Below are 25,261 nucleotides of genomic sequence, written 5' to 3' on the forward strand. Positions count from 1 at the left end.
GAAATTCAGAGCTATTTTTTTTAAAAGGAATGTTTTTGTTTATGAGAATAAAGGCAAACCTTTCATCATAGAGTTTACCTTATCAGCTACTGCCTCTAAAACTGCTTCATTTTCGTAGTTATTGATAACTTCATCAATTAAATCTACTATGGTTTGCATATCAGCCTCCTTTAAACCTCTTGTCGTAACTGCGGCAGTACCTACGCGTATTCCTGAAGTTACAAAAGGTGATTTATCATCAAAAGGTACCATGTTTTTATTAACCGTAATATCTGCTTTTACTAAAGCCTCTTCAGCATCTTTACCGGTAATATTTTTATTTCGTAGATCGATAAGCATCATATGATTATCGGTTCCTCCAGAGATAATGTGGTAATCTTTAGCTACAAAGGCTTTTGCCATAGCGGCAGCATTTTTCTTTACTTGCAGCATATAATGCATAAAATCTTCTGAAAGGGCTTCTCCAAAAGCAATTGCTTTAGCCGCGATGATATGCTCTAACGGACCACCTTGATTTCCTGGAAACACGGCAGAATCAAATAATGATGACATCATACGTAAATTTCCATTCTTCAATTTTAAACCAAAGGGATTTTCAAAGTCCTTACCCATAAGAATCATTCCTCCTCTTGGTCCACGTAAGGTTTTGTGTGTAGTTGTAGTTACCACATGACAATGAGGAATAGGGTCGTTTAAGATACCTTTGGCAATTAAACCTGCTGGATGTGAAATATCGGCCATTAAAATTGCTCCTACACTATCTGCAATCTCGCGGAATCGTTTAAAATCCATATCACGCGAATATGCAGAAGCCCCAGCAATAATTAATTGCGGTTTTTCAGCTTTAGCGATAGCCGCCATTTTATCGTAATTGATACGACCGGTTTCTTTATCAACCCCATAAAACACAGGATTGTACAATTTTCCTGAAAAATTCACCGGTGAGCCATGAGTCAAATGCCCACCATGTGACAAATCAAATCCTAATATTTTATCTCCTGGTTTCAAACACGCCGCAAAAACTGCTGTATTTGCCTGACTACCTGAATGTGGCTGCACATTGGCATAAGCTGCTCCAAAAAGGGTTTTTGCACGATCAATAGCAATTTGCTCCACTTCATCAACTACTTCGCAACCACCATAATAACGCTTACCCGGATACCCTTCGGCATATTTATTGGTTAAAACTGAACCTGCGGCTTCCATCACCTGATCACTCACAAAGTTTTCAGAAGCAATAAGTTCAAGTCCGTGTAATTGTCTTTCTTTTTCAGCTTCAATGAGCTCAAAAATTTGTTGATCGCGTTGCATAATTTCCTATTTTGTTAAATTTTGTCAAAAATAATAAATACATTAGTTAAATACATCAAAAAACATATATTTGAAATAGATTTAGTGAACAATTAATTAACAAAAAAACTATGCCATTATCCGCCAATAATCCTGATAGAACTTCGTGGTTACACGTTGGTAAAAATTCAGATTTCCCAATACAAAATATACCTTTTGGTGTATTTCTAACAAGAGACGATATTATTACCATTGGAACCCGAATAGGCGATACGGCAATAGATTTAGGCGCATTACATCAATTAGGGTATTTTGATGGTATTCCTTTAACAGATGACATTTTTTTACAAGATACGCTGAACGATTTTATTGCTGACGGTAGAAAAACATGGCGTGCTGTGAGAAACAGGATTGCTCAAATATTTGATAGCAATAACACCACCTTAAAAAATAATACCAAGCATAAAGAGATTGTTTTGTTTCGTTTAGATGAAATCGAAATGCAATTACCTGTTCAAATTGGGGATTACACCGATTTTTACTCAAGCATAGAACACGCTACCAATGTAGGATCTATGTTTAGAGACCCAGAAAATGCATTAATGCCCAATTGGTTACATATCCCGGTTGGTTATCATGGTAGAAGTAGTTCTATTATCCCTTCTGGAATTCCGGTACATAGGCCACAAGGTCAGACTTTACCTGAAGGCAGTGATACACCAGTTTTTGGTCCGTCAAAAGCTGTTGATTTTGAGCTTGAAATGGCTTTTATCACAACTGATGCCAATGATTTGGGTGAACCTATTCCAATTGCAGAAGCCGAAGAATATATTTTTGGTTTGGTTTTATTTAATGATTGGTCGGCAAGAGATATTCAAAAGTGGGAATATGTTCCTTTAGGACCATTTTTAGCGAAAAATTTTGCATCATCAATTTCACCATGGATTGTAACTTTAGATGCATTAGAACCATTTAGAGTAGAAAGCCCAAAGCCTTTAAAACCGCAGTTACCATACCTTCAATACAAAGGGAAAAAGAGCTACGATATTAATTTAGAGGTATCAATTAGACCAAAAGCCGCAAAAGAAACCATAGTAAGCAAATCCAACTTTAAATACATGTATTGGAATATGGTTCAACAATTAGCACATCATACCGTTAATGGTTGTCCAGTAAATTCAGGAGACATGATGGGTAGCGGAACAATTTCAGGATCAACTCCAGATTCTTATGGTTCTATGTTAGAATTAACTTGGAGAGGTGAAAAACCGCTTACTATGAAAGATGGTACTGAACGCAAATTTATTAATGATTTCGACACTGTGATAATGCGAGGCCACTGCGAAAAAGATGGTACTCGTATTGGGTTTGGTGAGGTATCTACCCAGTTATTACCCATTTATAACCCAATAAAAAAGAAATAAAATAAATTGAATATAGTTATTCACCCTCAACTAAAAACATTGAGGGTGTTTTTTTGTTTGGCATTAAAATTGAATCCAACAAAGAACAACCCCTAAATTAAGCGCTTATGAACCGATTTTTACTCTTAACGATAAGTTTGATTGTTATCTCCTGTAGTGGGAGAAAGCAAGTTGCAAAAGCTATTAATACTGGTAACTACGACCAAGCTATTCAAGAAGCTTTAAAAAAATTGTCAAACAACAAGGAAAAAAAGCGAAATCAAGATTATATATTGATGCTTGGTGATGCTTACACGAAAGTAGTGGAACGCGATTTAACTAATATTCAGCACTTAAAAAAAACAAATAATCCTGAATTATTCAGAGAAATTTACGAAATCTATATGGGTTTACATTTGCGTCAGGAACGTATAAAACCCATTTTACCATTAGAAGCAAATGGTCGAAAACTACAATTCAAATTCAATAATTATGACCAAGCCATTGTTGAATATCGCGAAAAAACTTCGGATTATTTATATGATGAAGGCATAAAACAATTGGATTCCGACGATAAACGAATTATCAGACAAGCCTACGACACATTTAGCTATATAGAACGTATAAATCCCAATTATGAAAATACCCGGGAGCTCATTGCTGAAGCACATGATCGAGGTACAAATTATGTAATGGTGTCCATACAAAACAATACCCATCAAATTATTCCAAGGCGATTAGAAGAAGATTTATTGAATTTCGATACTTATGGACTCAATCAGTTTTGGACGGTTTATCATGCCAATCCGTTACCTGAACTAAATTACGATTATGAAATGCAGCTTCAATTGCGACAAATCAATATTTCACCTGAACAGATCAAAGAACGTGAATTTTTACGTGAGCGTGAAGTTAAAGATGGTTGGGAATACCAAAAAGATGCTAACGGTAACGTTATGAAAGATAGTTTGGGCAATGATATTAAAATTGATAAGATCATAAAAGTGAGAGCACGCTTTTTTGAGTTTGAACAAACTAAATCATCACAAATTATTGGCGACGTCATTTATGTGAATTTAAATAACAGACAAGTGGTCAACTCCTTTCCTATTGAAAGTGGTTTTGTATTTCAGAATATCTTTGGCAGTTTTAGAGGAGATGAACGCGCACTGTTTCCCGAAGACCTTAACCTCATAAGAAATAGAAGAATGCCTTTCCCAACAAGTGAACAAATGGTTTATGATACAGGTGAAGATTTAAAGCTCAAACTTAAGGATATTATTAGTAGATTTAGAATTAGAGACTAATTAAAAACTCCCAAGCTTATTTGGGAGTTTTTTTATGGTTTTTGAATTAGCCCTTAAGCCGTTCTAAAGTTTATTATAGATTAATAAAACTTTGTAAAATTCTTTTTATCTGTTTATAAGCTAAATAAATCTCATTACTGTAATATATAGCACTAAGTTTAATTAGATTTACCAAATTCAATTTCTATCTCAAAATAATGTCCAAAGATAAGTTACGCAAAGAAAAATCGTGCTTAAACTGCCAACATGTGGTAGCACATCGCTATTGTCCAAACTGTGGTCAGGAAAATATAGAAATTTCTAAATCCTTCCACCGCCTATTTATTAATTTTTTTGAAGATTTAACGCACTATGACAGCAAGTTTTGGAGAACTATTATTTATTTGTTTTTTAAACCAGCTGCCTTAACTAAAGAATATTTATCTGGAAAACGTTTGTCCTTTTTAGCACCAATTCGTTTGTATATTTTTATTAGTTTCATTACTTTTTTTTTAATCTCACTTTTACCAAACAAAACGATTGAAGTTGAAAGTGCCCTTAAAGAAACTTCTACTCATAAAATAGCAATCCCATCTATTGATTCATTGAATATCGAAGAAAAAAGTATTGATGGCTTAACTAAAGTGGGCATATTGTCACAACAAAATAACGATACACTCAAAAAAATACTAAATCAAACAAAAGGAATTGATAAAAAAGAGGTAGCCGATTTTGGTTATAAATCTATTAATGAATTAGACTCGATTCAAAAACTAGGAGGCAAAGAAAAAAAAATAAGCTTAACCGAATATTGGTTTATAAAAAAATGGCTCAACGTAAAACAAGAAAACACTAATGAGCAAATTATGGATAAGTTCCTGCTCTCATTTACCAATAATTTACCTAAAGTACTGTTTACGTACATGCCCATTTTCGCTTTTATATTATGGCTTTTTCACAATAAGAAAGAATGGTGCTATTTTGATCATAGCATTTTTACGCTTCATTATTTTTCATTTATACTTTTGTTGATCTTAATATTATTTTTTGTAGACGAATTTATCCCGTTATTGGGTAAAAACCCTTTTGTGGATTGGATTAATTTTAGTGTTAAATCTGTAGGGATTATTTGGATGATTTATTATTATTTCCCTGCACACCGCCGTCTGTACGGACAGCCTAATATTAAGTCCTTTTTTAAAAGTTGGGCAATTATTATCATTAATCTTTCATTATTAACCCTATTCACTGTGGTTTTCGCACTATTTACATATATAAATATCCATTAACAACTGCTGTACAAAATCGATTCTTAAAATTGATTAGTAACTGGAGTCCTTAAATAAATCGACCGAAATCTAAGTCATTGATCGCTCCATGGCTTGCATGTGCAACCACTACCCCTTTTTTGATTACCAAAACTTGAGGTGATTCATGTACCACCTGAAAATTAGAGGCTAACGTCCTAGAAAGTTCTCTTTTATTTATAACATCTAAATAATAAATATCCGTGTTAGCAGTTTGATCAAAATCTGCAACAAATTGATTCATGACCATTCGGCTAATTCCACAACGTGTAGAGTGTTTAAAAATTAGTTGTGTTTTGATTGCTGAATTCTTTTCTAGTTTTTCTAACTGGTTCTCTTCTTCTAAATTTATCCACGGTAAGACGTTTTCTTCAACAGCTACGTTAGTTCCTCCAAATAGTTTTTTAATAAATCCCATTAAAATTATAATTTCTTTAGCTTCACCAAGGTGAAATTCGTTATTGTTAGACCCATAAGTCGTATTCAACCTCAATCCTTACAAACTGACTAAAAGTCACGCTATTATTGGCTTTACAAGACATTTTGTCTACAAGTTTGTCTTGGTAAGATTGTTGAAATACAATTTGCAAAGAAAGAAAAATTAAATCATATGAACTTAAATAATTATACCATAAAATCACAAGAGGCCATCCAGCAAGCGCAACAACTTGCTCAAGCTTATGGTCATCAACATATAGAGAATGAGCATGTTTTTAAAGCTATTTTTGAAGTTGACGAAAACGTTCTTCCATTCATTCTAAAAAAACTGAATGCAAATGTCAAACTCTTACAACAGGCATTAGATAAACAACTAGAAAGTTACTCTAAAGTCTCTGGTGGCGAACTTATGCTCTCAAGAGAAGCTGGAAAAACATTGAATGAAGCTTCAATTATTGCCAAGAAAATGAACGATGATTATGTTTCTATAGAACATTTAATTTTAGCAGTCTTTAAATCAAATAGTAAGATTGCTCAAATGCTCAAAGATCAGGGCATTAATGAAAAAGATCTCAAAGCTGCCATTGAGGAAATAAGAAAAGGAGATCGTGTAACTTCTCAAAGTCAAGAGGATACGTATAACTCGCTTAATAAATATGCCAAAAATCTAAATCAATTAGCAAAAGATGGCAAACTGGATCCTGTTATTGGCCGTGATGAAGAAATTCGTAGGATATTGCAGATTCTATCACGTCGAACCAAAAACAATCCAATACTGGTAGGAGAACCTGGAACAGGTAAAACTGCCATTGCTGAAGGTTTAGCACATCGTATAGTTGATGGCGACATACCAGAAAACTTAAAAGAAAAGCAAATTTTCGCACTCGATATGGGCGCATTGATTGCTGGAGCCAAATACAAAGGTGAATTTGAAGAGCGGCTAAAAGCTGTCATTAAAGAGGTTACAACAAGCGAAGGCGATATTGTTCTTTTTATAGATGAAATTCACACCTTAGTTGGTGCTGGTGGTGGTCAAGGTGCCATGGATGCAGCCAATATCTTAAAACCAGCTTTAGCCAGAGGAGAATTAAGAGCCATCGGTGCCACTACTTTAGATGAATATCAAAAATATTTTGAAAAAGACAAGGCTTTAGAGCGTAGATTCCAGAAAGTAATGGTTGATGAGCCTGATACTGAAAGTGCAATTTCTATTTTACGCGGAATTAAAGAAAAGTATGAAACTCACCATAAAGTCCGCATAAAAGATGAAGCTATTATTGGAGCTGTGGAATTATCTGAACGTTACATCACCAACCGTTTCCTTCCAGACAAAGCTATTGATTTAATGGATGAAGCAGCTTCAAAGTTGCGAATGGAAATTAATTCAAAGCCAGAAGAATTGGATGTTTTGGATAGAAAAGTCATGCAATTAGAAATTGAAATTGAAGCTATTAAACGCGAGAAAGATGAGGCTAAATTACGAAGTTTACGATCAGAATTAGCTAACTTAAAAGAAGAACGCAATGAGATTAATGCCAAATGGAAAAGTGAAAAAGAAGTTGTTGATCAAATTCAGTCTACCAAATTAGCAATTGAAGAATTTAAGCTTGAAGCCGAACGTGCTGAACGTGAAGGTGACTACGGTAAAGTGGCCGAATTGCGATATGGTAAAATTAAGGAAGCTCAAGAGCGATTGGAGAACTTTCAAAAAGAATTACGTCAAAATCAATCTGGGAATTCTCTAATAAAAGAAGAAGTCACTTATGATGACATTGCCGAAGTCGTTGCAAAATGGACCGGAATTCCTGTTACAAAAATGCTTCAAAGTGAGCGTGAAAAGTTATTAAAGCTTGAAGATCAATTACACAAACGCGTTGTAGGACAAGAAGAAGCTATTGCAGCTGTGAGTGATGCTGTAAGACGAAGTCGTGCTGGTTTACAAAATCCGCGAAAACCAATAGGTACTTTTTTGTTCCTTGGCACAACTGGTGTTGGAAAAACAGAACTTTCAAAAGCCCTGGCAGAGTATTTGTTTGATGATGAAAATGCCATGACAAGAATTGATATGAGTGAATACCAAGAACGTCATGCCGTAAGCCGTTTGGTTGGAGCGCCTCCAGGATATGTTGGCTATGACGAAGGCGGTCAATTGACTGAAGCTGTCCGACGAAAACCATATTCGGTAGTTTTACTCGACGAAATTGAAAAAGCACATCCAGATACCTTCAACATTCTATTACAAGTTTTAGATGAAGGTCGTTTAACAGATAATAAAGGCCGTACTGCCGACTTTAAAAACACCATTATAATAATGACCTCTAACATTGGAAGTCAAATAATTCAGGAGCGATTTGAAGCAACAAAAGATATAGATTCAGCTATTGAAATAGCAAAAATTGATGTGTTAGCATTATTGAAACAAAGTGTAAGACCCGAGTTTCTAAATCGAATTGACGACACCATAATGTTTACACCTTTAAGCAAAGATAATATTATTGACATAGTTGGATTACAACTCAAAGGAGTCACTAAAATGTTGGCGCAACAAAACATAACTTTTGATGCCACAGATGAAGCCGTACATTACCTTGCAGACAAAGGGTATAATCCCGAATATGGTGCACGGCCAGTAAAACGAGTTATCCAAAAAGAAGTTTTAAATGCATTAAGCAAAGAAATTCTTTCTGGCAAAGTAACAATTGACAGTATAATTTTACTAGATGCATTTAATGAGCAGCTTGTTTTTAGAAATCAAAATGATTTAGTAAAGGACAAAGCCTAAAAAACTGTAACAGAAGCAAATATACTTAGTCTTTATAATGATTGGTTAGATAAAAGCAACACACAACCTTATTTTAAGGCGTGTTGCTTTTTGTTAAAGTTTATTTAAATCTACTTATAGCCACAATAAAACCTGAAAAATAGCATTCTATTTATAGAATTAATTCTTAAATTTGAAATGCTATTAATTCCCATATTTACTTTAAAGATTAAATTTTATCTCCCTTGAATCAGCATAGGAGATGGTAATTGTTTAATTTATAATAACCTACAATAAAAATGGATATTAATTCATATATAGACCATACCTTACTACGAGCAGGTACCACGGAACGAGAAATCATTGATCTTTGTAATGAAGCGAAACAACATGGCTTTTACGCTGTTTGTGTTAACAGTTGCTACGTACCATTAGCGAAGCAATTATTAGACAACTCTTCTGTTAAAATATGTACAGTTGTTGGATTTCCTTTTGGAGCAATGGCAACAGAAGCTAAAGCATTCGAAGCTAAGAATGCCATTAAATATGGAGCAGATGAAATTGATATGGTCATTAATATTGGTTTACTTAAAAGTAAAAACTACTTTGGTGTTTTGAAAGATATTAGTGATGTTAAAATTGCCATTGGAAAAACACCTTTAAAAGTAATTATTGAAATTAGCGAACTCTCTAAAAATGAAATCATTAAAGCTTGTGAAATTTGCTTGGATGCTAAGGTTGATTTTGTAAAAACCTCAACTGGGTTTTCAAAAAGTGGTGCAACATTAACTGCCGTTAAGATTATGAAAAAAACCTTGCGCTCGAAAGCTAAAATAAAAGCATCTGGTGGTATAAGAGATTATGAAACTGCCTTAAAATATATAGATGCAGGTGCTGATCGAATTGGTACTTCATCGGGCATTGCCATTGCTAATAATCAAATGGCAACCACTTCATATTAATTATTATATTAGTTTTAGATTAAATCCATTCGTGGAAATTTACTATATTCTAATTATAAATATCTATTTATGAGAGCTATTTTCATCCTGCTAGTATCAATCTGTTTAATTATAAGTAGTTGTAATTCTTATGATAAAAAAACAACTCCACCTGTCGAAACTACGACTTCAACTTACTATTTTATTCGACATGCCGAAAAGGATAGAACGGATAGCACGAACACTAATCCTCATCTAACCGAAGCTGGTGTTATTCGCGCCAATAACTGGAGCAGAATTTTGGGTGAAGTAAAGTTTGATGCCGTTTATTCAACAGATTATAATCGAACCAAGGAAACAGCACAGCCAACTGCCGACAAGAACGGATTGAATATTACTATTTATGACCCTAGAGCCATAGATGCTTCTTCGTTTTTAGAAGAAACCAAAGGCAAAACCGTTTTGGTTGTTGGACATAGTAATACAACGCCAGCATTTGTAAATAGTGTTATTGGAGAACAGAAGTATTTAGATATTGATGACAATAATAACGGGAACATCTATATCATTACCATTTCAAATAATGAGATTATTGATCAGCTTTTGGTAATAAATTAACTTGAATATTTTTTAATTCAATTTTAGAAAGTAGCTGTAAGCTATCATTTTCAAATTTACGATCCAAAACAAGCAGTTTGTCTAATTCATATTCAGAATTTATAGTAGCTTTTGGCTTATAATTATTATAATCCACAAAAGTTAATCCATTAACCTGTCTTCTATTATAAGCTTCCCTAAAACGCAAACCAATATCATTGTTGTCTTCTATATAAGAATACGCTAAATAGTCTACATGAAAATTATCCTTGTTTATCCAATACACAAATACATCTTCAAAATCTTCACCGCCTCCTTCTTCATTAAAAGTAATTTTAATCTTATGATAGGTCTTGCCTTTTAATTCTGCCTCACCCAAATAAGTTTTATTTACAGCCTTATCATTTAATCCGAATGGTAATGCCGAAAAATAATGAACAGAATTGATGGAATTTGAGTATTTAACAACCATGGTATCAGCTACAGTCACTAACGAATCATTTATAAAACGTTGAAAACCTGAATTTGATAACACGTCTCTAATGACACCTAATGAATCTTGTGTAAAACGCTCATATTGAAACTTCCAACGATCTCGTGTAGCCTTATAATGACGATCTCTAAAATCAAATTCTATAACTGAAGATTTAAATTTGTCTCCTCCTACAACATTTATAGCTTTTTCTACCACATGTTGCGCGAGGTCTGAATCTGTTTTTGATACTTCTTTACAACCAACCAAGGTTAAAGCGATGAAAAACGTAATTTGAAAATATTTCATGATATTGAGTTACTATCTGTCGCAAAACTACAGAATACTTTTCGCTCCTATCTAAAATTTATCTTAAATTATATACCTTTGGCAACCATGCAAAAAAAGATTAACATACAAAATAAAAAGGCACGATTTGAGTATGAAATACTAGACACTTACACGGCTGGTATTGTATTGACGGGTACTGAAATCAAATCCATTAGAGACAGCAAAGCTTCTATTGCCGAAAGTTTTTGTGAGTTTAATGAGCGTGGTGAACTTTTTGTAATTAATATGACCATACAAGAATATGTATATGGAAATTACTACAATCATAAACCAAAAGCTGAACGTAAATTATTACTTAATAAAAGAGAGCTCAAAAAACTAGAAAAGGAAGTTAATACCAAAGGCGTTACCATTATCCCATTGCGATTATTTATAAATGAAAAAGGTTATGCAAAGCTAGATATCGCTTTAGCAAAAGGGAAAAAACTTTTTGATAAACGCGACACTATTAAAGATCGCGACAATAAACGCAATCTGGACCGGATTAAGAAAATCTACAAATGAGACCGCAGCTAATTCTTCTAATTTGCTTGCTTACAGGATTGTCTGCAGTTTCCCAAATTAAAGGAAAGGTTACCAACATTAACAATGAACCACTTCCATTTGTAAACATTTATATTGAAAATACATTTACCGGAACAACTAGTAATGAAGATGGATATTATGAACTTAATCTAACTGAAACAAAAACCTACACATTCATATTTCAAAGCTTGGGCTTTAAAACAGTTAAAAGAACTGTTACCGCTGAAACACTTCCTTATACACTAAATGTCACTTTAGTAGATGAAGAAATAACACTAAATGAGGTTGTCATTAATTCTAATGATAATCCTGCAAACGCCATTATTAGGCAAGCTATTGCCAAACGAAAAGCGAATTTAGAACGCATTCAATCCTACAAAGCCAACTTCTATTCTCGAGGGCTTATCCGCATTAAAGAAGCTCCAGAAAAATTATTGGGTCAGGAAATAGGAGATCTTGGTGGTGGACTCGACTCCACAAGAAGTGGTATCATTTATTTATCTGAAACCATTTCAAAAATTGAATTTTTAAGGCCTAACAAACTGAAGGAAACCATTACAGCATCAAAAGTGAGTGGAAATGACAACGGCTTTAGCTTCAATAATGCCATAGATGTGGATTATAATTTTTACAACAACACGATTGAGCTTGGCAACCAGATTATTTCTCCAATAGCCGATTATGCATTTAATTATTACCGCTATACACTAGATGGCATTTTTTATGATGATCGCGGAAATCTCATAAATAAAGTAAAAGTGATTCCGAAACGTCAAAATGATCGCATTTTTTCAGGACATATTTATATTGTTGAAAATCAATGGACCATTTACGCTTTGGAACTCACCATTACAGGCGAACAAGCACAAATACCAGCAGCAGATTTTATTACAATTAAACAAAACTTTTCATATGCTGAACCCGATGCTATTTGGGCACTTATTTCACAAAGTATCGACTTTAAGTATGGAATATTCGGAATAAAAGGTGATGGTCGATTTACAGCGGTTTACAGCAATTATGAATTCAATCCTGAATTGATAAAGAAAGATTTCGGAGCTGAAATTGTATCATTTACAGAAGAAGCTAATAAAAAGGACTCCATATTTTGGAAAGCCTTACGTCCTGTACCTCTAACTGATGAAGAGATTACCGACTATATCAAAAAAGACAGTATTCAAATTATTCGAAAATCAAAACCTTATTTAGACTCCATCGATGCCAAAAACAACCGTTTTAAGCTAGGTAATATCCTTTCAGGTTATAATTACAGTAATTCCTTTAAGAACTGGAATATGGGGGTCTCCTCTCCTATTTCTGCTTTAAGTTTTAATACGGTTCAAGGTTGGAATATTGATTTGAGAACCTACTACAGAAAGAATTACGACGAATTTAGACGGTATTTTTCTTTTAATGGAACAGTCAATTATGGTTTTAGTGACCAGCGGTTACGAGGAACAGTATCAGCAACGTATAAATTCAATAATATAAGTCGGCCATTTTTAACAGTTTCTGGAGGTGTTGTCGCTCAACAATTCAATGCGAATGACCCTATTTCAAAAACCATAAATACGGCATTTTCATTGTTGGCCGAAAAGAATTATTTGAAACTTTACGATAAGTCCTTTGTTCAAATTTCATTTTCAAATGAATTGTTTAACGGTTTTCGTTTAAGTTCGTCTTTGGCATTGGAACGTAGAAAAGCGCTTTTCAATACTACCGATCAGGTTTGGTACCCTAAATCTGATAGAAACTATACGAGTAACAATCCCCTTGATCCAAACAGTTTTGGAAGCATGCCTTTTGACACGCATACCATTGTGAAGTTGAATTTAAACGGCCGAATTAATTTTGGCAATACCTATTTAAGCTATCCGGGAAGTAAAATCAATATTCCAAATGACGACATACCTAGTTTAACAATTGGCTATGAAAAAGGCTTTGCTGCAACCAAATCTGAATATAATTATGATCAAATAAAAGCGCAATTGTCTCAAGACTTCAATATTGGTAATAAAGGTCACTTTCAATACAATATCAAAGCTGGAACTTTTTTTAATGCCAATGACATCTCCTTTATAGATTATCAACATTTCAATGGAAACCAAACCCATATAGGTTCAGGATCTTACTTAAATGTGTTTAACAACTTACCTTATTATGAATTGAGCACGAACACTTCCTACTTTGAATTTCATGCCGAACATGATTTTAGCGGTTATATTTTAGGTAAAATCCCATTACTGAACGCTCTTAATTTCAATTTAATTCTTGGTGCCCATGCACTAGCAAGTCCCGACAACAATCCTTATCAAGAATATTCTATAGGAATTGATAATATTGGCTGGGGAAAATTCAGGTTTTCAAGATTGGATTATGTGCGTTCTTACAAAAGTGGTTTCCAAAGTGATGCAATTGTATTTGGTTTGAAGTTCTTTTAATGAGCAATTAAAGCTTCTCCATCAAAATCGCCGTTATCGTTTTAATCCCATCAATATAATTTCCCAAACGTATATTTTCATTAGGGCTATGCTGATTGTTATCAGGGTTAACCGTTGGAACAGCAACAGCTGGAATCCCCAGAGTAATCACAAAAGGTGAAATAGGAATAGAACCTCCACCAGTTCTAATTTGAATAGGCTCATGACCAAATGCCGAGTACATTCCACGTCGTAACCATGCACCAATTTCGGTATCAAAATCAGTTCTATAAGCACCATAGGAAACTTTGGCATTAAAACGTGCTATTTTATTATGTGACATACGTTCTTCTTCGGTTGGCTCATGATCAACCAAATAATACCCCTGGTCTTGAATATAATCTTTTACAAGTTTGACCATATGTTCACCATCAGTTTCTTTCACCAATCTAATATTCAGTTCGGCTATAGCAGTTGCCGGAATAATAGTTCGACGTTCATTACCAACCCAGGCTGCTTTTAATCCCAAAATCCCAAGAGCGGGATATTGCATTGCCTCTTGAAAATTTGAACCTATGTTATCGGTACTTGCTATTCCAAAATTTTTTTGAATTTGAGGCTCATCATCTGGCACTTGTTTTAAAACCGATTTTACTTCATCAGAAATTATAATGCCATCGTACCATCTGGGAATAGCAACTCTACCATCATCAAACCACATACCAGATAATAGTTGTGACAATTTCATGGCAGGATTAGGCGCATAATTGCCATAATTGCCACTATGTAAAGGTACTCGCGGTCCAAACACCTCTAAAGAAATAGTTGCAATACCTCGAGCTCCATAAACCAAGGTAGGTGCATTCGATAAATGACGTGGGCCATCAAATATTACCAACATATCGGCTTTGAGCTCTTCTTTATAAGCTTTTACAGCATTTGGTAATTGAGGTGAACCAAGTTCTTCTTCAAAATCCATTATGACTTTGATGTTGAAGTTAGGCTGGACATCTAAATCATTTAAAATGTCCATAGCTTTCAAAAACATCATATCTGGTCCTCGGGCGTCGGAAGCTGATCTAGAAAAAATGCGCCAATCTGGGTTGATGTCTCCTTGTAAATGACTCCATGGTATGATATCCCAATTGCCTTGAGCATTTTGTGTTTTCAATACTGGAATGTATGGATTAGGCTGAAACCATTTGGTTGAATCAACCGGCTGACCATCGACTTGTAAATATACCAACACCGTTTTATTGGCATTTGGAAACGATCGCGAGGCTAGTAATAACGGAACGGTTTCAGTCTCAAGACGCTTTGTGTTAAAGCCTCGTTGTTTAAATGCACGTTCACACCATTTTACATTGGGTTCTATTTCACTAGGATCATTGGCATCGTTAGGCAAGCTAAAAAACTCATAAAGTTCATCAAAGGAATCCTTGGCATAGCTTAAGGCCAATGCATCTAAATTTTGTCCATCAACCACCATAGTGGTCATAAAAAGAATTAAGAAGATCAAACTTTTTGTAAATACATCTTTTATTTTCATAATAATCATCAATTTTTGTCCTCTAACATAGGAACAAATCTAAATTCACCAAATTCATGCTGTTCAAACTCTTTTTCTCCTTTTCTAATAAATAAAGTCATGGTTTGTACTTGATCACCAACCGGAATCACCAATCGCCCTCCAATTTTGAGTTGGCCCAACAATGCTTTTGGCACTAAAGGTGCACCAGCCGTGACAATAATACTATCAAAAGGAGCTTCTGTCTTTAAGCCTTTATAACCATCGCCAAAAATTAATTTTTTAGGGCGATATCCCAAACTTGGAAGAAATTTGCTCGTTTTTTTAAAGAGTTCTTGTTGACGTTCAATACTAAACACTTGAGCACCTAACACACATAATAAAGCTGTTTGATACCCACTTCCAGTTCCTATTTCTAGAATTTTATCGCCTTTTTTGACTTGTAATAATTCGGTTTGAAATGCAACAGTATAAGGCTGTGAAATGGTTTGATCGGCAGCGATTGGAAACGCCTTATCCTGATAAGCATGATCTAAAAATCCAGAATCCATGAACAAATGTCTAGGAATTTTACTCAATCCATCCAACACTTTTTCGTCTGTAATTCCTTTATTTTTAACAACTTCAACTAACTTTTGCCTTAATCCTTTATGCTTAAATGTATCTTTCAATGTTAGAGTGGGTTTAGACGCTAAAATAAAATAATAAGTCTGAAGTTGAAACTAAAATATAGAAATTTAAACTTCAACAGTTCTATCTCCAAAATTTGAAATACAGGGCTTTTAATATTAGTTTTATTGGATGTTTTTACTTCAAAACAACTATTTTTGTTAAAAACCTAAACATATGCTAAAAGCAGGAGTACTTGGTGCAGGGCATCTTGGAAAAATTCATTTAAGACTTCTAAAGCAATCTGAAAAATATCAGCTCGTAGGATTTTATGATGCCGACGAGAAAAACGCCAAAAAAGTGGAGGCCGAATTTGGTTACAAATATTTTAAATCCATTGAGGACCTTATTGATGCGGTAGATATGGTTGATATTGTTACGCCGACCTTATCTCATTACGAATGTGCTAAAAAAGCCATTGCCAAAGGAAAACACATCTTTATAGAAAAGCCAATTACGAATACTGTTGAAGAGGCTGAACATATTAGGGAATTATTGGCACAACACAATATACGAGGCCAAGTGGGGCATGTAGAGCGCTTTAATCCAGCATTTATTGCAGTTAAGGAAAGCATTGTCAACCCCATGTTTATTGAAACGCATCGCTTGGCAGAATTCAATCCGAGAGGAACTGATGTTCCGGTGGTATTAGATTTAATGATACATGATATTGATATTATTTTAAGTGTGGTAAAATCTAAAGTCAAGCATATATCGGCGAGTGGTGTTTCGGTAATTAGTGATACGCCTGATATTGCCAACGCCAGGATTGAATTTGAGAATGGATGTGTTGCCAATTTAACGGCAAGCCGAATTTCACTGAAAAACATGCGCAAAACACGCTTCTTCCAAAAGGACGCCTATATTTCGGTTGATTTTTTAGAGAAAAAATGTGAAGTGGTAAAAATGAAAGATGCACCTGAACATCCTGGTGATTTTGATATGATTCTACAAAATGCCGAAGGCATAAAAAAGCAAATCTATTTTGATAATCCTGAAATTTCGAACAATAATGCTATTTTAGACGAGCTCGAAACTTTTGCAGACGCCATCAATACGAATTCAACTCCCGTTGTGACCTTACATGACGGCACCGAAGCTTTGCGTGTCGCCACTATGATTATCAATCAATTTTAAAAGAAATTAATATAAAATACATTCATTTATTAGAATGAAAATAAACAGTTTATGAAAAATATTGCAGTAATAGGAGCCGGAACCATGGGAAATGGAATTGCCCACACTTGTGCACAAGCCGGCTTTAAAGTTCAATTAATTGATATTAGTGAAGTCTCCTTGAAAAAAGGAATGCAAACCATTTCGAATAATCTAGATCGCATGGTTTCTAAAGAAAAAATTACCGAAGCAGATAAGCAATCGGTATTAAATAACATAACCACCTTTACTGATATTACTGAAGGTGTAGAATATGCAAGTTTAGTGATTGAAGCAGCCACTGAAAATTTAGATCTAAAACTAAAAATTTTTAAACAATTGGACAAAGATTGTCCAGAAGACACTATACTAGCAACAAATACCTCTTCAATATCCATTACACAGATTGCTTCTGTTACATCAAGACCCGAAATGGTCATTGGTATGCACTTTATGAACCCTGTGCCCATCATGAAACTTGTTGAGATTATTCGAGGCTATAACACGAGTGATACCATTACCAAAACTATAATGGACTTGTCTGTTACACTGGGTAAAATCCCTGTAGAGGTTAATGATTACCCGGGATTTGTGGCCAATAGAATTTTAATGCCAATGCTAAATGAGTCTATTGAAACCCTATACAATGGTGTTGCCGGTGTGGAAGAAATCGATACCGTAATGAAATTAGGTATGGCTCACCCTATGGGTCCTTTGCAGTTAGCAGATTTTATAGGTTTAGATGTTTGCCTATCCATACTTAACGTTATGTATGACGGTTTCAAAAATCCTAAATACGCGCCTTGCCCACTTTTAGTAAATATGGTTAGAGCTGGAAAATTAGGAGTAAAATCTGGTGAAGGATTTTATGATTATTCCCAAAGTAAAAAAGCAGAGCAAGTTTCAAAACAGTTTCAGTAATCTGTAAACAAAATACTGATAACTGATAACTGATTACGGACTACTAATTACTGACTACTCACCACTCACTACTAATTACTAAATAACATGGCAAAAATAATTCCGTTTAAAGCAGTACGTCCTACAAGGGACAAGGTTAGTTTAGTGGCTTCACGCTCCTATCAAACTTATACCAAAGCTGAACGGGAAGCTAGATTAGACTATAATCCATTTTCATTTTTGCACATTGTTAATCCAGGATATAAATATGACAAGGAAATCACTGGAATACAACGCTATCAGCTCGTTAAAAATCGTTATCAAGAATTCAAAGAAGATGATGTGTTTGTTCAAGATGACAAAACCTGCTTTTATATATACAAAATTATTGATAGAGACGGACAGGTTTTTAACGGTATTGTTGCAGCCGCAAGTGCAGAGGATTATGAAAAGAATATTATTAAAAAACACGAAGACACCATAGAATATCGTGAACATATTTTTAAGAATTATTTAAAAACTGTTGGCTTTAATGCAGAACCAGTACTTCTAACCTATCCAGACAATGATAAGATATTTAGTGTCATTGAAAAAGTACAACAAGAACGTGCCGAATTTGAATTTACTACCACCTATAAGGACACCCATTATTTATGGTTACTTGATGGTGATTCAGATCTAGAAACTTTAACAAAAAGCTTCAATGAAATGCCTTCATTGTATATTGCCGATGGCCATCATCGTTCAGCATCATCTTATTTGCTATATAAAGATCTAAAGCAGAACAATCCATCGCATAACGGTACAGAACCCTATAATTACTTCATGTCGTTTTTAATTCCAGAATCTGAACTAAAAATATATGCCTTCAATCGTCATATAAAAGATTTAAACGGATTAAGTAAGGAAGAATTTCTTATTCAGTTAGATGCAGAATACAGAATAGAAAACAGAGGCAAAACAGCATATCAACCTACTACCAAACATCATTTTACAATGTATTTGGATGGAGAATTTTACTCCTTGTATTTACGAAAATCGAATTATAAATTTAATACTTCGCTAGATGCTTTAGATTCACAATTGCTTTATAAGACCATATTAGAGCCCATTTTGGGAATTGAGGATCCTCGTAATGATTTAAGAATACATTATAGCAATGGCAAAGGCGATATTATAAACATAAAAAACGCCGTAGATAGCGGCGAATATGCTGTCGGGTTTGGCATGGTAGCAATTACCATTGACGAGCTCAAGCAAATTGCCGACGACGGACTCAAAATGCCCCCAAAAAGCACCTTTATCGAACCTAAACTACGCAGTGGTGTAACAATTTATGAATTTTGACAATGCCCACTTTTAAAAACACGTTTATATAGAATGAGTATTCAACAAAACATACAACATTTAAAATCACAATTACCAAATCACGTTACTTTGGTTGCTGTTTCCAAGACCAAACCAACCAGTGACATCTTCGAAGCTTATAATACAGGTCATCGTCATTTTGGGGAGAACAAAATTCAGGAAATGGTTGAGAAGTATGAACAATTACCTAAAGACATTCAATGGCACATGATTGGCCATGTCCAACGTAATAAGGTGAAGTATATGGCCCATTTTGTGAATTTAATCCATGGCGTTGACAGTTTTAAACTGCTCAGGGAAATAGATAAACAGGCAAGCAATTTTGGGCGTATAATTAATTGTTTATTTCAGATTAAAATTGCTGAAGAAGATAGTAAATTTGGTATGTCGGCCAAAACAGCATCAGAAATAATTCAATCGAAAGAATTTTTAGAATTAAAAAACGTTTGTATTACCGGTGTCATGGGGATGGCTACATTTACTGATGACACTAATAAAATAAAAGAGGAATTTAATAGACTTAAAACTATTTTTGATTCCTTGAAACAACATTCAAATATTAATTTTAAACTCGAAACCATTAGTATGGGCATGAGTGGGGATTACCAGCTAGCAATAGATTGTGGAAGCACTATGATTAGAGTTGGAAGCCATATTTTTGGGGAAAGAAATTATAACTAATATTATTAATTACACAAATAAACGCATAAACCATAGTTGTACGCCATTTTAGACATAGAAACCACTGGAGGAAAGTATAATGAAGAGGGTATTACCGAAATTGCCATTTACAAATTTGATGGTCATAAAGTGGTAGATAAATTTATAAGCCTAGTTAATCCAGAGCGTGAAATCCAACCTTTTGTAGTGAACTTAACAGGCATTAATGCAAACATGCTTCGTAATGCTCCAAAATTTTATGAAGTTGCTAAACGTATTGTTGAAATAACGGATGATTGTATTATTGTTGCTCACAATGCCCAGTTTGATAACCGTATCTTAAAAACCGAATTTAAGCGATTGGGCTTTGGGTTTAAACGAGAAACGCTTTGTACTGTAGAGCTTTCAAAACGTTTAATCCCAGGACAAGATTCATATAGTTTAGGGAAACTATCGCGATCACTGGGTATTCCGGTTAGTGATAGGCACCGTGCTAATGGTGATGCTCTGGCGACTTTAAAACTGTTTAAAATTCTTCTTAATAAAGATCTCAACAAATACATTATTCAAGATAGTATTAGGTTAGAACCTAAACGCCAAATGGAGCCAAATCATAAGCGAATAATTGAGGAACTTCCTTCAGTTACTGGTGTGTATTATATTCATGATGAAAATGGTAAAATCATCTATATTGGTAAAAGCAAAAACATTAAGCATCGAATTAATCAACATCTAACCGATACCAGTCCCAAATCTAAAAAAATTCAGCTATTAGTTGCCGCAGTGACTTACGAAACTACTGGAAGTGAGCTTGTTGCGCTTCTTAAAGAAAGCGAAGAAATAAAACAAAATAAACCACTGTATAATAGAGCATTACGACGTAATTTATTTACACATGCACTTTACAGTTTCAAAGACGATAATGGATATATTAATTTAAAAATTGATAAAGCCGATGGTCGTAAAAACCCTATTACAACCTTTAGCACAAAGCAAAGTGCCAAAAGCTTTTTATTCAAAGCTATTGAAGAATTTGAGCTCTGTCAAAAATTAACTGGACTTTACCCATCCAAAACCAGTTGCTTCAATTACACTATTAAAAGTTGCCATGGCGCTTGTATCAAAAAAGAAACTCCCGAAAGCTACAATGAGCGCATCAACCAACTCATCAAAAAAAACAGTTACAATAATCAAAACATGGTCATAATAGACAGAGGTCGAGATATTGATGAACGCAGTGCTATTTTAATAGAGGATGGAGTTTTCAAAGGGTTAGGATTTTTTGATTTAAATTATCAAATCAATACAATTGATGTATTAAGGTCTATTATTACTCCAATGGAAAATAATAGAGACACCCAACATATTATCCAGAATTATTTACGGAAGAATAAGAAATTGAAAATTATTCATTTTAATAACTTATGAAGCATCTACTAACCTTTGCCTGCCTCATTTCTTTAAACGTTTTTTCTCAATCTCCTTTCAATTCAGAAAGCACTGCGGTTACGAGAGCCGATTTAACCACAAACGTATTTGAAAAAGATTCAACCGCAAATGCAGTTGTTCTTTATGAATTGGGCAAAAGTTATGTAGATAAGAAATCATTTAAATTGAAGACTGAAATCAATAAAAAAGTCAAAATTTTAAATCGAAATGGATTCAACCAAAGCACCATAATTGAGTATTTATATGATAATGGCCAAAGACGAGAAACAATATCAAATATAATTGCAACAACCTATAACATTGAACATAATAATGTTACCACTACTTCCATTAACAAAAATGAAATTTTTGAAGAGAAGTATAATAACAATTATACAATTGTGAAATTCACTTTACCAAACATAAAAGAAGGCTCTGTTATTACGTATAGCTATACTTTGGAATCTCCATTTATGTACAAGTACAAAGAATGGCGTTTTCAAGATGAAATACCTGTACTCCATAGTGAATATCATACGAGCATTCCGGCATTATGGGATTATAATATCAAATTAGTAGGATTCCAAAAGCTTGCGGTTAATGATGCTAAAATACAGAGAAATTGTTTAGAGGGTGGCAACGGGGCTTATGCTGATTGCACCAATTCAATATACGTCATGAAAAACATTCCAGCATTCCGCGAGGAAGATTATATGACCACAAAAGACAACTACTTGTCAAGAATTGAATATGAACTTAAAGTTTTTAAAAATTTTAATGGCAATGTTGAAAACCTCACTAAATCCTGGAAAACCACTGATAGTGAATTTAAAACAGACCCAGAATTAGGTAGACAACTAGGTAAAAGTGGTATGCTTAAGGAATTGATCGATCACTCCTTAAAGAATGAACCTAATGCTTTAAAAAAAGCAGAAACTATTTTTAATTATGTTCAAACCAATTACACTTGGAATGGTAAATATGAAATCTTTAAAGATGTTTCGGTAAAGAATCTCATAAAGAATAAGTCTGGAAAAGTTTCAGAAATTAATATTTTACTTCACAATTTGCTTGAAGAATACGATATTAAGGTTAAACCTGTTCTCCTATCAACAAGACAAAACGGATTACCAACGCAGCTATTTCCAGTAATTTCAGAATTTAATTATCTTATTGTTCAGGCAACTATAAATAGCAAAACCTATCTATTGGATGCTACTGACAAGTATGTATCATTTGGAGAATTGCCATTTCGATGCTTAAACCAATATGGACGGCTACTCGATTTTGATGATGGCAGCAGCTGGATTGATATTGCTCCTGATAAAGTTTCTGTAGTTCATCATAAAGCAGAATTAAGTCTTGATGACAACTCCCTTATATCGGGAACGATAGACTCAAAATCTACAGGTTATCATGCTATGCCTTTAAAAGAAAGCTTTTTTGGCAATCCAAAAGCTCATCTGGATCATTATGAAAATAAGTTCACAAATATTAACTTTTTAGATTATAATGTAAGTACAACGGACCATTCAAGTTTTGATTTTGATGAAAGTTTTAAAATCGAGTATCAGACTGAACAAGTTTCAAATAATTTATATATAAATCCTTTTATATTCAAATTTTTTACTGAAAACCCATTTAAATTACAGGAACGCTCCTATCCTATCGATTTTGGTTTTAAAGATACCTTTGCCTATAACATGAAAATTATACATTCTGATGCCTTTGAAGCTGTTGAAATACCTAAAGAGGAGATGTTTTCATTACCGAATAACAAGGGAACAGTTACATTATCTTCAAAAGCACAGGGTAACGAAATAATGGTGTATTTCAAAATTAGTTTCAATGATGCTCTTTTTGACCCGACTTATTATAATGCGTTAAAAATTTATTTAGGTAAAATTGTAGATATACAGAAAAACGCACTCATAGTATTAAAGAAAAAATAGTTATCTTTTGCTGAATTTTAGAATATGGGCAAACTAACACGACACAACTGGAGATCCAAACTTCATGAACTTATCTATGAAGCAGACACCCCATCAGGTAAGATTTTTGATCTAGTGTTGATGTTTACCATTATAGCCAGTATCATATTGGTTATGCTAGAAAGTGTGAAAGCCATTGATGAACGCTTTCATCAATTATTAAATATTTCGGAATGGATTATCACCATTTTGTTCAGTTTAGAATATATAGCTCGTATTGTTAGTGTAAGACAACCCATAAAATATATTTTAAGTTTTTATGGAATCATTGATTTTCTTGCTACAATCCCGAAATATTTATCCCTTATTTTTGCTGGAACGCATGCATTAGTAGCATTAAGAGCGTTACGCTTATTAAGAATATTTAGAATTTTAAAATTAGCCCGCTATCTGGGAGCTTCAAATAATTTAGTTAAAGCTCTTAAAGCGAGTCGAGCTAAAATTTCGGTGTTTCTTTTTGCTGTTATAATTGTAGCAATAATTCTTGGCACTATCATGTATTTGGTAGAAGGTGAAAAGAACGGGTTCACCAACATTCCTAAAAGCGTGTACTGGTGTATTGTTACACTTACTACAGTTGGATTTGGTGACATTGCGCCACAAACACCTCTTGGACAATTCATTGCTGCATTGGTAATGATATTAGGTTATGGCATTATTGCAGTTCCTACTGGAATTGTCTCGGCTGAATATACGACTCAAGTAAAACAACCAGAACAACCCCGAAATCCTGATAAAATACATACCAATACTCAAAGTTGCGCAAATTGTTTAACCGAAGGTCATCAAGATCGTGCTGAATATTGCCATATCTGTGGCTACAAATTACACCATGATTAAGTACCTTATTTCCATTATTGGGCCAACTGCGATTGGAAAAACAAACTTAAGTATACAATTAGCAAGGCACTTTAAAACCGAAATTATTTCTGCAGATTCAAGACAGTTCTATAAAGAAATGAGTATTGGAACAGCAGCTCCAACACCTGAAGAACTATCATTAGCCACACATCATTTTATCCACCACAAATCTATAGAAGATGATTACAATGTTGGTGCATTTGAGCAAGATGCCCTAAATAAACTAGACGAGCTTTTCAAAAATCATGACATCGTGATTATGGTTGGTGGCTCTGGCTTATATGTCGATGCTATTACAAAAGGTTTAGACGACTTCCCTGATATAGACCCTCAAGTTAGAACAGAACTAAATTCTAAAATTGAAAAAGAAGGACTAGAATCACTCCAAAAACAGCTTAAAGTTTTAGATCCTATGACTTACGAAACAATTGCTCTAGATAATCCACATCGTGTAATTAGAGCGCTTGAGGTTTCTATAGGCACTGGTAAACCCTTTTCCTCGTTTTTAAATAAGAAGTCTACAAAACGACCGTTTAATACTATAACCATTGGTTTAACTGCAGAACGATCAGTTATTTACAACCGAATTAACCAGCGTGTAGACATCATGATGGATAATGGTTTACTTGAAGAAGCAAAATCACTTCAATGTAAACAACACCTTAATGCATTAAATACAGTTGGTTATAAAGAGTTATTTAACTACCTAAATGGCGACTGGACATTAGATTTTGCTATTTCAGAAATAAAAAAGAATTCACGGCGCTTTGCTAAACGTCAACTCACTTGGTTTAAAAAGAATAAAAATTGCCATTGGTTTGACTACAATTCATCTTTAGAATCAATTATTGAGACCATTGAAAATGAAGTAATTAATTGATTTTTAAAATAATCTACAAAAAAAACCTAT

Annotated in this window: 21 protein-coding genes; 16 read left to right on the forward strand and 5 right to left on the reverse strand. The window is 34.0% G+C overall.

Annotated features, from left to right (window positions below; genetic code table 11):
* Window positions 1-39 precede the first annotated feature (39 nt).
* Window positions 40-1,311, reverse strand: coding sequence for a serine hydroxymethyltransferase (gene glyA, locus ACFO5O_RS07185; protein WP_387962332.1), 1,272 nt, complete (start codon window positions 1,309-1,311; stop codon window positions 40-42).
* Window positions 1,312-1,421: 110 nt separating this feature from the next.
* Here glyA and fahA point away from each other — a divergent pair, with 110 nt between their 5' ends.
* The 3 genes from fahA (at window position 1,422) to ACFO5O_RS07200 (ending at window position 5,268) form a co-directional block, all read left to right on the forward strand.
* Window positions 1,422-2,714 (forward strand): fumarylacetoacetase, encoded by a 1,293-nt coding sequence (gene fahA / locus ACFO5O_RS07190; protein ID WP_387962334.1) that lies wholly within the window; start codon window positions 1,422-1,424, stop codon window positions 2,712-2,714.
* A gap of 107 nt (window positions 2,715-2,821) precedes the next feature.
* A complete protein-coding gene (locus tag ACFO5O_RS07195) occupies window positions 2,822-4,000 on the forward strand; it encodes a hypothetical protein (RefSeq protein ID WP_387962336.1) in 1,179 nt (392 codons plus the stop codon).
* Window positions 4,001-4,197: 197 nt separating this feature from the next.
* Window positions 4,198-5,268 carry a DUF3667 domain-containing protein gene (locus tag ACFO5O_RS07200; RefSeq protein ID WP_387962338.1) on the forward strand — a complete coding sequence of 357 codons (1,071 nt, stop codon included), beginning with the start codon at window positions 4,198-4,200 and terminating at the stop codon, window positions 5,266-5,268.
* Between the two features lie 49 nt (window positions 5,269-5,317).
* Here ACFO5O_RS07200 and ytxJ read toward each other — a convergent pair whose 3' ends face one another.
* Complete coding sequence (gene ytxJ / locus ACFO5O_RS07205) at window positions 5,318-5,773, reverse strand: bacillithiol system redox-active protein YtxJ (protein WP_387962340.1); 456 nt, start codon at window positions 5,771-5,773, stop codon at window positions 5,318-5,320.
* 123 nt (window positions 5,774-5,896) lie between these two features.
* Between ytxJ and clpB the strand changes: the two genes are divergently transcribed.
* The 3 genes from clpB (at window position 5,897) to ACFO5O_RS07220 (ending at window position 10,044) form a co-directional block, all read left to right on the forward strand.
* Window positions 5,897-8,506 (forward strand): ATP-dependent chaperone ClpB, encoded by a 2,610-nt coding sequence (gene clpB / locus ACFO5O_RS07210; protein WP_387962342.1) that lies wholly within the window; start codon window positions 5,897-5,899, stop codon window positions 8,504-8,506.
* A gap of 278 nt (window positions 8,507-8,784) precedes the next feature.
* On the forward strand, window positions 8,785-9,447 hold the full coding sequence (gene deoC / locus ACFO5O_RS07215) for a deoxyribose-phosphate aldolase (protein WP_387962344.1): 663 nt from the start codon (window positions 8,785-8,787) through the stop codon (window positions 9,445-9,447).
* A gap of 69 nt (window positions 9,448-9,516) precedes the next feature.
* Window positions 9,517-10,044: a SixA phosphatase family protein gene (locus ACFO5O_RS07220; protein WP_387962346.1), complete on the forward strand. Its 528-nt coding sequence runs from the start codon at window positions 9,517-9,519 to the stop codon at window positions 10,042-10,044.
* Here ACFO5O_RS07220 and ACFO5O_RS07225 read toward each other — a convergent pair.
* Entirely contained in the window at window positions 10,016-10,804 is a 789-nt protein-coding gene (locus ACFO5O_RS07225; protein WP_387962348.1) for a DUF6503 family protein, read from the reverse strand. The genes ACFO5O_RS07220 and ACFO5O_RS07225 overlap by 29 nt on opposite strands.
* A gap of 87 nt (window positions 10,805-10,891) precedes the next feature.
* On the opposite strand from ACFO5O_RS07225, the gene smpB reads away from it, so the two are divergent.
* Entirely contained in the window at window positions 10,892-11,350 is a 459-nt protein-coding gene (gene smpB / locus ACFO5O_RS07230; protein WP_387962350.1) for an SsrA-binding protein SmpB, read from the forward strand.
* Window positions 11,347-13,812 (forward strand): DUF5686 and carboxypeptidase regulatory-like domain-containing protein, encoded by a 2,466-nt coding sequence (locus ACFO5O_RS07235; RefSeq protein ID WP_387962352.1) that lies wholly within the window; start codon window positions 11,347-11,349, stop codon window positions 13,810-13,812. Before smpB ends, ACFO5O_RS07235 begins: the two co-directional genes overlap by 4 nt.
* Before the next feature lie 7 nt (window positions 13,813-13,819).
* Here the strand turns inward: ACFO5O_RS07235 and ACFO5O_RS07240 are convergent, their stop codons facing one another.
* Both ACFO5O_RS07240 and ACFO5O_RS07245 read right to left on the reverse strand, forming a co-directional pair.
* The gene (locus ACFO5O_RS07240; protein WP_387962354.1) at window positions 13,820-15,340 is read right to left on the reverse strand and encodes a M20/M25/M40 family metallo-hydrolase; all 1,521 of its coding nucleotides are present in this window, start codon (window positions 15,338-15,340) and stop codon (window positions 13,820-13,822) included.
* Window positions 15,341-15,348: 8 nt separating this feature from the next.
* The gene (locus ACFO5O_RS07245) at window positions 15,349-15,990 is read right to left on the reverse strand and encodes a protein-L-isoaspartate(D-aspartate) O-methyltransferase (protein ID WP_387962356.1); all 642 of its coding nucleotides are present in this window, start codon (window positions 15,988-15,990) and stop codon (window positions 15,349-15,351) included.
* Between the two features lie 175 nt (window positions 15,991-16,165).
* Here ACFO5O_RS07245 and ACFO5O_RS07250 point away from each other — a divergent pair, with 175 nt between their 5' ends.
* The 8 genes from ACFO5O_RS07250 to miaA all read left to right on the forward strand — a co-directional run bounded on the left by ACFO5O_RS07250 (window position 16,166) and on the right by miaA (window position 25,231).
* On the forward strand, window positions 16,166-17,125 hold the full coding sequence (locus ACFO5O_RS07250; RefSeq protein WP_387962358.1) for a Gfo/Idh/MocA family protein: 960 nt from the start codon (window positions 16,166-16,168) through the stop codon (window positions 17,123-17,125).
* A gap of 51 nt (window positions 17,126-17,176) precedes the next feature.
* Window positions 17,177-18,064, forward strand: a complete 888-nt coding sequence (locus ACFO5O_RS07255) for a 3-hydroxyacyl-CoA dehydrogenase family protein (protein ID WP_387962360.1) — start codon at window positions 17,177-17,179, stop codon at window positions 18,062-18,064.
* An 87-nt stretch (window positions 18,065-18,151) separates the two neighbouring features.
* Window positions 18,152-19,390, forward strand: coding sequence for a DUF1015 domain-containing protein (locus tag ACFO5O_RS07260; RefSeq protein ID WP_387962362.1), 1,239 nt, complete (start codon window positions 18,152-18,154; stop codon window positions 19,388-19,390).
* A gap of 33 nt (window positions 19,391-19,423) precedes the next feature.
* Window positions 19,424-20,092, forward strand: coding sequence for a YggS family pyridoxal phosphate-dependent enzyme (locus ACFO5O_RS07265; RefSeq protein ID WP_387962363.1), 669 nt, complete (start codon window positions 19,424-19,426; stop codon window positions 20,090-20,092).
* A gap of 36 nt (window positions 20,093-20,128) precedes the next feature.
* Window positions 20,129-21,499 carry an exonuclease domain-containing protein gene (locus tag ACFO5O_RS07270; RefSeq protein WP_387962365.1) on the forward strand — a complete coding sequence of 457 codons (1,371 nt, stop codon included), beginning with the start codon at window positions 20,129-20,131 and terminating at the stop codon, window positions 21,497-21,499.
* Window positions 21,496-23,451: a DUF3857 domain-containing protein gene (locus ACFO5O_RS07275; protein WP_387962367.1), complete on the forward strand. Its 1,956-nt coding sequence runs from the start codon at window positions 21,496-21,498 to the stop codon at window positions 23,449-23,451. The genes ACFO5O_RS07270 and ACFO5O_RS07275 overlap by 4 nt, the downstream gene beginning before the upstream one ends.
* 24 nt (window positions 23,452-23,475) lie before the next feature.
* Entirely contained in the window at window positions 23,476-24,330 is an 855-nt protein-coding gene (locus ACFO5O_RS07280; protein ID WP_387962369.1) for an ion transporter, read from the forward strand.
* A complete protein-coding gene (gene miaA, locus ACFO5O_RS07285) occupies window positions 24,323-25,231 on the forward strand; it encodes a tRNA (adenosine(37)-N6)-dimethylallyltransferase MiaA (RefSeq protein ID WP_387962371.1) in 909 nt (302 codons plus the stop codon). The genes ACFO5O_RS07280 and miaA overlap by 8 nt, the downstream gene beginning before the upstream one ends.
* Window positions 25,232-25,261: the final 30 nt, after the last annotated feature.

This window comes from Geojedonia litorea, assembly GCF_042654525.1.
Lineage (GTDB): Bacteria > Bacteroidota > Bacteroidia > Flavobacteriales > Flavobacteriaceae > Geojedonia > Geojedonia litorea.

Excerpts from the sequence above, each read along its gene's own strand:
- glyA (WP_387962332.1), bottom strand. The coding sequence starts at position 1,311 with ATGCAACGCGATCAACAAATTTTTGAGCTCATTGAAGCTGAAAAAGAA.
- fahA (WP_387962334.1), top strand. The coding sequence starts at position 1,422 with ATGCCATTATCCGCCAATAATCCTGATAGAACTTCGTGGTTACACGTT.
- ACFO5O_RS07195 (WP_387962336.1), top strand. The coding sequence starts at position 2,822 with ATGAACCGATTTTTACTCTTAACGATAAGTTTGATTGTTATCTCCTGT.
- ACFO5O_RS07200 (WP_387962338.1), top strand. The coding sequence starts at position 4,198 with ATGTCCAAAGATAAGTTACGCAAAGAAAAATCGTGCTTAAACTGCCAA.
- clpB (WP_387962342.1), top strand. The coding sequence starts at position 5,897 with ATGAACTTAAATAATTATACCATAAAATCACAAGAGGCCATCCAGCAA.
- deoC (WP_387962344.1), top strand. The coding sequence starts at position 8,785 with ATGGATATTAATTCATATATAGACCATACCTTACTACGAGCAGGTACC.
- ACFO5O_RS07220 (WP_387962346.1), top strand. The coding sequence starts at position 9,517 with ATGAGAGCTATTTTCATCCTGCTAGTATCAATCTGTTTAATTATAAGT.
- ACFO5O_RS07225 (WP_387962348.1), bottom strand. The coding sequence starts at position 10,804 with ATGAAATATTTTCAAATTACGTTTTTCATCGCTTTAACCTTGGTTGGT.
- smpB (WP_387962350.1), top strand. The coding sequence starts at position 10,892 with ATGCAAAAAAAGATTAACATACAAAATAAAAAGGCACGATTTGAGTAT.
- ACFO5O_RS07235 (WP_387962352.1), top strand. The coding sequence starts at position 11,347 with ATGAGACCGCAGCTAATTCTTCTAATTTGCTTGCTTACAGGATTGTCT.
- ACFO5O_RS07240 (WP_387962354.1), bottom strand. The coding sequence starts at position 15,340 with ATGAAAATAAAAGATGTATTTACAAAAAGTTTGATCTTCTTAATTCTT.
- ACFO5O_RS07250 (WP_387962358.1), top strand. The coding sequence starts at position 16,166 with ATGCTAAAAGCAGGAGTACTTGGTGCAGGGCATCTTGGAAAAATTCAT.
- ACFO5O_RS07255 (WP_387962360.1), top strand. The coding sequence starts at position 17,177 with ATGAAAAATATTGCAGTAATAGGAGCCGGAACCATGGGAAATGGAATT.
- ACFO5O_RS07260 (WP_387962362.1), top strand. The coding sequence starts at position 18,152 with ATGGCAAAAATAATTCCGTTTAAAGCAGTACGTCCTACAAGGGACAAG.
- ACFO5O_RS07265 (WP_387962363.1), top strand. The coding sequence starts at position 19,424 with ATGAGTATTCAACAAAACATACAACATTTAAAATCACAATTACCAAAT.
- ACFO5O_RS07275 (WP_387962367.1), top strand. The coding sequence starts at position 21,496 with ATGAAGCATCTACTAACCTTTGCCTGCCTCATTTCTTTAAACGTTTTT.
- ACFO5O_RS07280 (WP_387962369.1), top strand. The coding sequence starts at position 23,476 with ATGGGCAAACTAACACGACACAACTGGAGATCCAAACTTCATGAACTT.
- miaA (WP_387962371.1), top strand. The coding sequence starts at position 24,323 with ATGATTAAGTACCTTATTTCCATTATTGGGCCAACTGCGATTGGAAAA.